Source organism: Succinimonas sp. (assembly GCF_045225735.1).
In the GTDB taxonomy this organism is placed as follows: domain Bacteria; phylum Pseudomonadota; class Gammaproteobacteria; order Enterobacterales; family Succinivibrionaceae; genus Succinimonas.
In genome coordinates this window covers 1-2,568 of the sequence record NZ_JBGVBR010000420.1, presented here as the reverse complement: position 1 = coordinate 2,568, position 2,568 = coordinate 1, and the positions used below count along the sequence as shown (strand labels likewise).

2 protein-coding genes are annotated in these 2,568 nt (G+C 55.8%); both read right to left on the bottom strand.

The genetic code is table 11. The features are described 5' to 3' along the window. Positions 1-693 (bottom strand): ARMT1-like domain-containing protein (locus ACJROR_RS14680; RefSeq protein ID WP_406547747.1); only part of this gene is annotated, 693 nt, incomplete at its 3' end. A gap of 15 nt (positions 694-708) precedes the next feature. Beyond that, positions 709-2,568: DUF6273 domain-containing protein (locus tag ACJROR_RS14675; protein ID WP_406547746.1), on the bottom strand; the 1,860-nt coding region annotated here is incomplete at its 5' end.

Sequence of the window (2,568 nt, the reverse complement as noted above, 5' to 3'; positions counted from 1 at the left end):
TGCGGTGTCCAGAGCGTTCCGGGCCTCCGGAGACATGAGACGGTAAATCGCGCCGGCCGCAGCGGCGCCGCTGGAAATGATTTCCGCCACCTTGCCCATTCCCGCTTGCTCCGCATCCTCGCGGGTGGCGTCATTAAGCACCTCGGATCCCCGTACCATGACCGCGCAGGAAAGCCTGGGAAATGATTTCCGGAGCTCTTCCAGAAAGAGCTTGTCAAGAACGATCTCCCCGCAGTTATCGGCGATAAGGAGAAAGCTCTCAGCCGCGCGGCAGGCTCTTAAAAACTCCCGGTAGGCCGGAAGATCCCGTTCATTGAGAGATGCCGTGTCCAGAAGGGTTAAAAGAGTATCCTGCTCCACCTTTTCCAGGGCTCCGAAATCAATATAATTTCCGGCCCGCGCAAAAGCCAGAGCGGCCGCCAGGGGATCCGGGGATGCCGCAATCCTGCTCCGAATATCGGGTTCCAGCCTGAGCACGCAGTCGTTGTACCGCTTCTTGACATCCCGGAAGGACGGCGGTTTCCCGAAAAACTTCTCATGGGCCTCTGCAAAAAGATAAACCAGATAAGGGGCGGTGTCGTCCTCTTTCCGGGTGTCGATAATTTCCCTCACCCGGGCCAGGTAATCCGGATCCGGAGTTTTCCGCTTCTGCCGTTCCCAAAGACAGGCAGCGCAGCTCGGACTTACTCTCATAGCATTCCCCCGGGGCTAACGCATGATGCGGAGAGCCGGACGCACGGCATCGTAGTCAAAGCTGACCCGGATCCCGAACAGGGAAGGCACGCCGTCGGTGCGCACCAGAGCAGCATAGTTCTCATAGCGTCCCGGAGACCGGTTCCACCAGAAGCAGCAGTTGTTTCCGGTGTCTCCCCAGGCTCCCCGCTGGCGGGCATAGGGGGTGGGCTCGCACTGTCTTTCGGCGTTATCGGCAAAAAATTCCCGGGTCTCCGCAATGCTGAGACAGAACACCGCATCCTGGGTGCGGTTTCCGCCGGGGGTATCATAGTCCGGATTGCGGTCATTCCAGAGATCCGACACCTTGATGCGCATGAGCTCTTCCTTGTCGAAGGCGGTTTTCAGGAAAACCTTGTTAAGCCACTTCCGGAGATCGCAGCTTTCCCAGGTAACCGCGGAGCTCTCATGATGATAAGGCCGGCAGTCAATGCCGTAACGGGTGATCAGGAGGGCTTCATGATCCTTCACCTTAAGCACCAGCCATTCAATAGGAGCAGCGTTGCCTTCCTCGTCGTAGGGATAGACGCCGAACTTGATGTAATCACCTTCCCGGGCATTCAGGGGCGGTACTGTGGGATAGCGGACACCTCTTACGGTAATGCATTCCTGGGGAGAAACAGCCGCATGGCCAAGATTCAGGACAGTACCGGCAACCCGGGAGAGCTCCGGAACAGCTGCAGCCTTTTCCAGAGCGCTGCCGTGGATTTTCACATACTCCCGGAAAAACTCCGGAGTGCTCTGATGCTTTTCCAGAAGATCTCTGAGATAGTCCTTAAGATCCCCCTGATTCGCAAAAAGGAGTTCATCAAAGGGAACAAAGCCCCCCGCGATTTTAACAAGATTGTCGTATGAAGAAGAGCGCCAGATCTTTTCAGAGACCTCCTTGAGGGCCGTGCCGTAGTCCGAGAGCAGGCGGCGGATCTGGTAGGTCTGCTTTTCCTGAAGAAGCCTTGCGATGTATTCATCAAAGGCTTTGGCGTTTTTGAAGGAAAGCTCCCCCTTCCCGAAAATCGCCCGGTTAAGCTCGTCCAGAACCTCGCTAAGGTAACGCCGCACCTGACTGTCGGGATGGCAGGAAGCAAAAAACGAGAGCTCCGCGCTTGCTTCCTCGATGTATTTGGCAAGCGCCGGGCTGCCCTGTTCGGTTTCCAGCTTTTTAAGATAAAGCATGAGATCCCGGGAACCCGCAAAGATCTGCCCGTGAATCATAAGGGCGCGTCTTTTGGAAAATGCATAGCCGATAATCCAGCATAGCTGAAGACCGGAATATTTGTAACGGGAAATAATATCCTTGGCGCTTTTCAGGACGGTAACCGCTGCAGGATTTTTAAGAATGCTGCCGGCATAGAACTCCAGAATGCTGTCCAGAAGCTTGCCGAGCTCCGCGGCAAAATCCCTGTTTCCGGAAGAGGCAGCTTCAAAGGAGGCTTCTCCCAGCTCCCTTAAGCCCTTAAACTCCCGGCCGGCGCAGAACACCGACTTCATCTCCGGAGCCAAAGCATACATTGCCCGGTAAAAAACATCCCGGGCTCCGGCATCATCGAGACTGTTCCGAATGCCGTTTTCGGCATCCCGGCAGATCTGTTCCGCCTTGCTGTCAAAGAGCCCGAAATGATGAGTCAGAATGCCCTTCCCGGTTTCCTGCATTCCTTCCGCGGGATTGGCCAGAAGAGCACGCACCAGAGCAGTAATATCCGTGTATTTTTCTCCGGCAAAGCTGTAGGGAAGAAAACCTGCGGCGCCGGGTAGAGCCGGTGATTCCTGCGGGAGAGGGACATCTTCACCTGCAAGCCATTTCTTAACCTCGTTATAGCCCCAGCCACTCCCGGAAAG